Here is a 5,165-nt window from a genome sequence, read left to right as displayed (position 1 = left end):
CAAACCGGCGGACGAACCCCGCCTCGCCGCTTGACACAACCCATAGGGACACCCCCCCGAATCGCCGGCCCCGACGGGCCGGGAGAGCCACGGAAGGTATTCGATGACTGCTGCCGCACCCACCCGTACCAGTCCCCAGCCGCGGGGCAGCGACTATGCCGACCTGTCGCGGCGGGTGAGTCAGGTCGGGCTGCTGGACCGCCGACCAGCCTGGTACGCCGCCCGGATCGTGCTGACCGTCGGGGCCTACCTGGCCGGCTGGGCGGTACTGCTGGCCGGCGGGGACAGTTGGTGGCAGCTGCTGACCGCCGTCGGGTTGGCGGTCGCCGCCACCCAGGTGGCGTTCCTCGGCCACGACGCCGGACACCGGCAGATGTTCCGCACCCGTCGGGCCAGCGAGACCGCCGGTTTGCTGCTCGGCAATCTCGGGGTCGGGCTCGGCTACGGCTGGTGGATGGACAAGCACACCCGGCACCACGCCAACCCGAACCACGTAGACGACGACCCGGACGTCGGAGCGGGTGCGCTGGTCTGGACCGAGGAGCAGGCAGCCGCGACTCGGGGCTTCGGCCGCTGGTTGGCCCGCCGGCAGGCGTACCTGTTCTTCCCGCTCCTGCTGCTCGAAGGCCTGTCCCTGCGGGTGGCCAGCATCCAAGCGGTGATCAACGGCCCGGTGAAGCGGCGCGCCGTGGAGGGGGCGCTGCTGGCGGTGCACACCGCCGCGTACCTCGGGATCGTCTTCGCGGTGCTGTCGCCGCTGCGGGCGGTGGCCTTCATCGCGCTGCACCAGGCGCTGTGGGGTCTCTACATGGGGTGCGCGTTCGCGCCGAACCACAAGGGTATGCCGATGTTCGGCCCGGACGACGACCTGGACTTCCTGCGCAAGCAGGTGCTGACCTCCCGAAACGTGCGCGGTGGCTGGTTCGTCGACCTGCTGCTCGGTGGGCTCAACTATCAGATCGAGCACCACCTGTTCCCCAGCATGCCGCGGCCGCACCTGCGGTACGCCCAACCGATCGTGCGCGGCTACTGCCAGGAACGCGACCTGCCGTACACCGAGGCCGGGTTGCTCGACTCGTACGCCGAGGCGCTGCGCCACCTGCACTCCGTCGGCCGTCCGCTGCGTTGAGTCGGCCGGCTGCCGCGGCTGATCCACCCGGTTCCGCTCCCCGCCGTACCCATGATCAGTTGATGAAAATTCGGTCTGCTGCCGGCGTGTCGCCCAGCTCAGCGTCAAGGGATCATGATGACCGCTGGGTGGCAAGTGCGGGGCCACCTCAGTGGGCGGCCCCGCACCGTCGGTCGGCCTAGCGCTGCCTGCCGGTCGGCCTAGCGCTGCCTGCCGGTCGGACTGCTCCGCCTGCCGGTCAGGCGTCGAACAGGTCCAGCATGTCGTCCGACATGTCGATGATCTCGCCGTCCGGCTTCTCCACGGTCACCGGCTCGCCGAAGTTGGCGTACCCGATGGTGATGGTGCCGGAGGTGGGCGACACGCTCTCCAGGTCGATGACCATTTCGACCAGCCGGCCCTCGGCGTCGAGGGCCGCGGTGAACGGCACCGCCTTGGCGGCGTCACCCAGATCGGCGAGCATCTCCTCGTCGGCGCTCGGCGACTGGGTCATGTCGATCGAGCCGGCGATCTCGGTTTCGGTGGACCACTCGGCCTCGGCGACGCTGCCGATCATCTCGGCCGGGTCACCGGTCGGCATCATGCTGAAGCCGGCACCGGCAGGAAGCTTCGAGGTGTCCGACTTCATCCACACGTCGGCGAGCTCGTCCATGTCCGTGCCGCCGAGCTGCATGTAGATGTCGGTGCCGAGCTGGCGAAGAACGATCTTCACCGTGTCGCCGTCGGCACCCATGTTGATCTCGATGTTCGCCTTGTCACCGGCGGGGTCGACGTCGCCGACGACCTCCATCAGGGCGCCGTCGGCCTCGGTGCCCAGGCTCATGGTGAGCCGTGCACTCTCCTCGGTGCTCTTAGCGGTGGCGGTGGCGATCGCCTCCGTGGCGTCACCCCGGCTGTCGGCGGCACCGGCCTCGGCGCTGCTGTCGGTCGCGGGTGCGTCGGTGTCAGCCGTGCCGCCGCAGCCGGAGACCGCGAGCGAGAGCGCGGCGACGACGCCGATTCCGGCGTGCGTCATCCGTCGAATGTGCATGAAAGTGTTCCGTCCCCTCGTGAATGATTGCCGGCGGGAGCACGCCACGATGGTGGCGCCTTAGACGTCGCCGTACCACTGCGGTTCGGCGCCCGCCGGCTGGTGCCGCGTCAGCCTACCGGTCGGCTCCGGTCCGGGGTGGACCGCTGCCGATCGGTGCGCGGTCCGGTGCCGACAGATGCGGCGCGGTGCCGACAGGTGCGGTCCGGTGCCGATCGGGTCAATCGAGTCAATCGGCGAGGGCGGCGACCATCGCCTCCGGCATCGGCACGATCTCGCCGTAGGTGGGGGCCTCGATGGTCTCGGCCCGGCCGAAGTTACCGAGGCGCAGCCAGATCGTCGGCATTTCGGGCATCTGCTGCTCGTCGCCGAGGGACAGGTCGACGAGCCGGCGCTCGCGGTCGAGGGCGGCGGTGAACGGTACGGCGCGGATCATGTCACCCAGCTCACCGAGTTCGCCGAGTTCATCGAGTTCGGGCAGGGCCACAGAGGACCATTCGGTCAGGTCGACGGTGCCGGCGATCACGTTGTCCCCGGTCCACTCGGCTGCGGTGACGTCGCCGATCAGACCGGCCGCGCCGATCAGATCGCCCTTGGCCATCGTGTCGAAGGTGCCCCCGGGCGGGAGGTTCGCCCGATCGGTGTGGAACCAGACCCCGGCCCGCTCTCCGCTGCCGCTCATGAGGTAGAAGTCTTTCTCCAGCAGGATCATGGTGATCATCACCGTGGATCCGTCCTCCGGAAAGTAGGACTCGACCTTGATCCGTTGGTTCTCCGGGTCGATCTCGGCGTGCGCCTCGGTCGTCTCGCCGGACCGGCTGGACATGACGAACCGCACCCTGGCGGGCTGCTCCTGGGCCTTGCCGATCGCGGCGGCCAGCGCCTGCGTGGCGTCGCCGTGGTCGTCAGCCCGGTCGTCGGCGGAGGTGGCCGAGGCTGTGGCCGTCGGGTCCGGGTCGGTGGCGGGGCCCGACCGGCCGCACCCGGTGACGGCGAGGGCGAGGGAAACAACAAGCCCGCCGACAATTGCAGCGGTCTGCCTCGTTTGTGGCATTGATGCCTTCCCAAACAGGAATGACTGATGAGGGGGTCAACCTACTCGCCGCGACCCGCGTGCCGATCAGTTGGGCGGGACAGACGGTAAGGTCACCGCATGGCAGAGGTGCTGGACACCGCACAGGTGCAGGCCGCGCTCGCGGAGCTGACGGACTGGGTAGGCGACCCCGAGGCGATCGCCCGTACCGTCTCGTTGGCGACCTTTCCCGACGCGGTCGCCGTGGTGACCCGGGTGGCGATCACCGCCGAGGAGATGGACCACCACCCGGACATCGACATCCGGTGGCGGACCCTGACCTTCCGGTGCCGCACCCACTCGGCCGGCGGCACCACCGCCCTGGACATCGAGCTGGCCCGCCGGATCGACGAGATCGTCGCGGCGCAGGGCTGACGGGGGAGCGGACACGGTGACATTCCCAGACCGGGAGAGGTACGCGGTGGGATTCCTGACCGGGGGAGGTACGCGGTGAGATTCGAGGTCAGCAAGGTGCTCGACGCGATCGAGCGCCGACTCAGCACCGACCCGGCGACCGCACGCGCCGTCGTGGACCTGGCCGAGGTCGTCCGGTACGTCGACTTCGACAACGGTCGGCCGGCCAACATGCTGCGCCTCGGGCAGCTGATCGACGCCCTCGGCCGCAGCGTCGCCGAGGAGAACGTTCCGGTGTACGTGGTCGTGCACCGAGGCATGCTCTCCGACGCCGACCTGACCTCCAACGAGCGGATGGTCGCCCGCCGGTGGTCCGACGACGGCCTGGTGGAGGTGCTCGCCGACCCCGCCGACCGGCTGCTGGAGGTCGCCGAACTGCTCGGCCTGCCGGTGCTCAGCCGCCACCGGTTCGACGGCATGCGCGGGCGTTACCAGTGGCTCAACCAGCCTGGCCGGCTGCTCGCCCCGCTGCCCGGCCACGGCGGCCCGGCGCTGACCGCCCGCGCCGGTGGCGGCAACACACCGGCGACCGCCGAGCCGTCGCCTGCCGGTGCGCAACTGCTGGCCCGGCTGTGGAGCTGCCCGGACCCGGAGTGCGCGCTGTTCGGCCGGATGCGGGTCGGCCGCCCCGGCGGGCAGCCGCCGCCGACGCTGCGTACCGGCCAGCCGACCTGCCCCCGGCACGGGGAACGGCTCACCGAGACGGGTGCCCGCCCGCCGGCCGAGGTGCTGTCGATCCGGATCGACGGCATGGTCCGGCAGCGGTTCGTCGTCTCCGCCGACCACCCGATGGTGGTCGGCCGGGCACCCGAGCGCGGCGAAGGCATCATGCTCGGCCAGTGGCTCACCGAGGAGGCGCGGCGCTGGATCAGCCGCAGCCACGTCCGGTTCGAGCTGCACGGCAGGGACCTCGTCGTGCAGGACGTCAGCACCAACGGCACCGGCGTACGGCCGGGGGGTTCGCCCGACGACGACGAACGCCGCACCATCAAACGCCAGGCCCGGCCGTTGCAGGCCACCGACGTCGTCGAGCTCTACCCGGGGGTGCACATCGCCCGGTCGAAGGTCTGGGCCACCGGTGGCGTGTCGAACCCGACGTCGGTGATGGCCGACGCGCCGACCATGGCGCTGCGAATGATGGACCGCCCCTGACCCTTGACCCGCGTTTCCTTCAGCCCCGCAACACCTGCTCGGCCGGCCAACCCGCCACGATGAGCCAGGCGCACAGGCGGCTCGCGGTCACCGCGTGCGCGGAGTCGGGCGGTACGGCCGGTGTGCGCTCAGTGCTCATGAGGCTGATTGTCGTAGGTCTCGCCGTTGACGGGGCGGGGTCGCTCGACGACACCGGGGCGGGTCAGCGCGCTCTTGTAGACCGCGATCGCCACCATCCGGCCGTCGCGGCCACCGGCGACGACGGTGCCGATGAGCCCGACGACCTGCGACTGTTCCTGGTCTAGCCCCAACGCCGCTCGGTTAGGGCGGGTGGATGGTTAGCAAGTGTTTGTGATGATGTCGATGGC

6 protein-coding genes are annotated in these 5,165 nt (G+C 70.4%); 3 read left to right on the top strand and 3 right to left on the bottom strand.

Annotated features, from left to right (window positions below; genetic code table 11):
• Positions 1 to 103 precede the first annotated feature (103 nt).
• Positions 104 to 1,129 carry a fatty acid desaturase family protein gene (locus tag ACFHWU_RS28625; protein ID WP_416567581.1) on the top strand — a complete coding sequence of 342 codons (1,026 nt, stop codon included), beginning with the start codon at positions 104 to 106 and terminating at the stop codon, positions 1,127 to 1,129.
• Between the two features lie 238 nt (positions 1,130 to 1,367).
• Here ACFHWU_RS28625 and ACFHWU_RS28620 read toward each other — a convergent pair whose 3' ends face one another.
• Together ACFHWU_RS28620 and ACFHWU_RS28615 are read right to left on the bottom strand one after the other, a co-directional pair.
• The gene (locus tag ACFHWU_RS28620; protein ID WP_416552344.1) at positions 1,368 to 2,144 is read right to left on the bottom strand and encodes a hypothetical protein; all 777 of its coding nucleotides are present in this window, start codon (positions 2,142 to 2,144) and stop codon (positions 1,368 to 1,370) included.
• A gap of 244 nt (positions 2,145 to 2,388) precedes the next feature.
• Entirely contained in the window at positions 2,389 to 3,213 is an 825-nt protein-coding gene (locus ACFHWU_RS28615; protein WP_416592224.1) for a hypothetical protein, read from the bottom strand.
• A 99-nt stretch (positions 3,214 to 3,312) separates the two neighbouring features.
• On the opposite strand from ACFHWU_RS28615, the gene ACFHWU_RS28610 reads away from it, so the two are divergent.
• Together ACFHWU_RS28610 and ACFHWU_RS28605 are read left to right on the top strand one after the other, a co-directional pair.
• Positions 3,313 to 3,606, top strand: a complete 294-nt coding sequence (locus ACFHWU_RS28610) for a 4a-hydroxytetrahydrobiopterin dehydratase (RefSeq protein ID WP_278167350.1) — start codon at positions 3,313 to 3,315, stop codon at positions 3,604 to 3,606.
• A gap of 75 nt (positions 3,607 to 3,681) precedes the next feature.
• Positions 3,682 to 4,797 (top strand): FHA domain-containing protein, encoded by a 1,116-nt coding sequence (locus ACFHWU_RS28605; RefSeq protein ID WP_416552346.1) that lies wholly within the window; start codon positions 3,682 to 3,684, stop codon positions 4,795 to 4,797.
• Between the two features lie 128 nt (positions 4,798 to 4,925).
• Here the strand turns inward: ACFHWU_RS28605 and ACFHWU_RS28600 are convergent, their stop codons facing one another.
• Positions 4,926 to 5,108 (bottom strand): hypothetical protein, encoded by a 183-nt coding sequence (locus ACFHWU_RS28600; protein ID WP_416592223.1) that lies wholly within the window; start codon positions 5,106 to 5,108, stop codon positions 4,926 to 4,928.
• Positions 5,109 to 5,165: the final 57 nt, after the last annotated feature.

It is taken from the genome of Micromonospora sp. LOL_015, from assembly GCF_048060275.1.
Lineage (GTDB): Bacteria > Actinomycetota > Actinomycetes > Mycobacteriales > Micromonosporaceae > Micromonospora_E.
Note: the sequence above shows the minus strand (reverse complement) of the source record. Positions and strands in the feature narration are given on the sequence as shown.

What these genes read in the sequence shown, in the direction of transcription:
- ACFHWU_RS28625 (WP_416567581.1), top strand. Translation starts at nt 104, where the DNA reads ATGACTGCTGCCGCACCCACCCGTACCAGTCCCCAGCCGCGGGGCAGC.
- ACFHWU_RS28620 (WP_416552344.1), bottom strand. Translation starts at nt 2,144, where the DNA reads ATGACGCACGCCGGAATCGGCGTCGTCGCCGCGCTCTCGCTCGCGGTC.
- ACFHWU_RS28615 (WP_416592224.1), bottom strand. Translation starts at nt 3,213, where the DNA reads ATGCCACAAACGAGGCAGACCGCTGCAATTGTCGGCGGGCTTGTTGTT.
- ACFHWU_RS28610 (WP_278167350.1), top strand. Translation starts at nt 3,313, where the DNA reads ATGGCAGAGGTGCTGGACACCGCACAGGTGCAGGCCGCGCTCGCGGAG.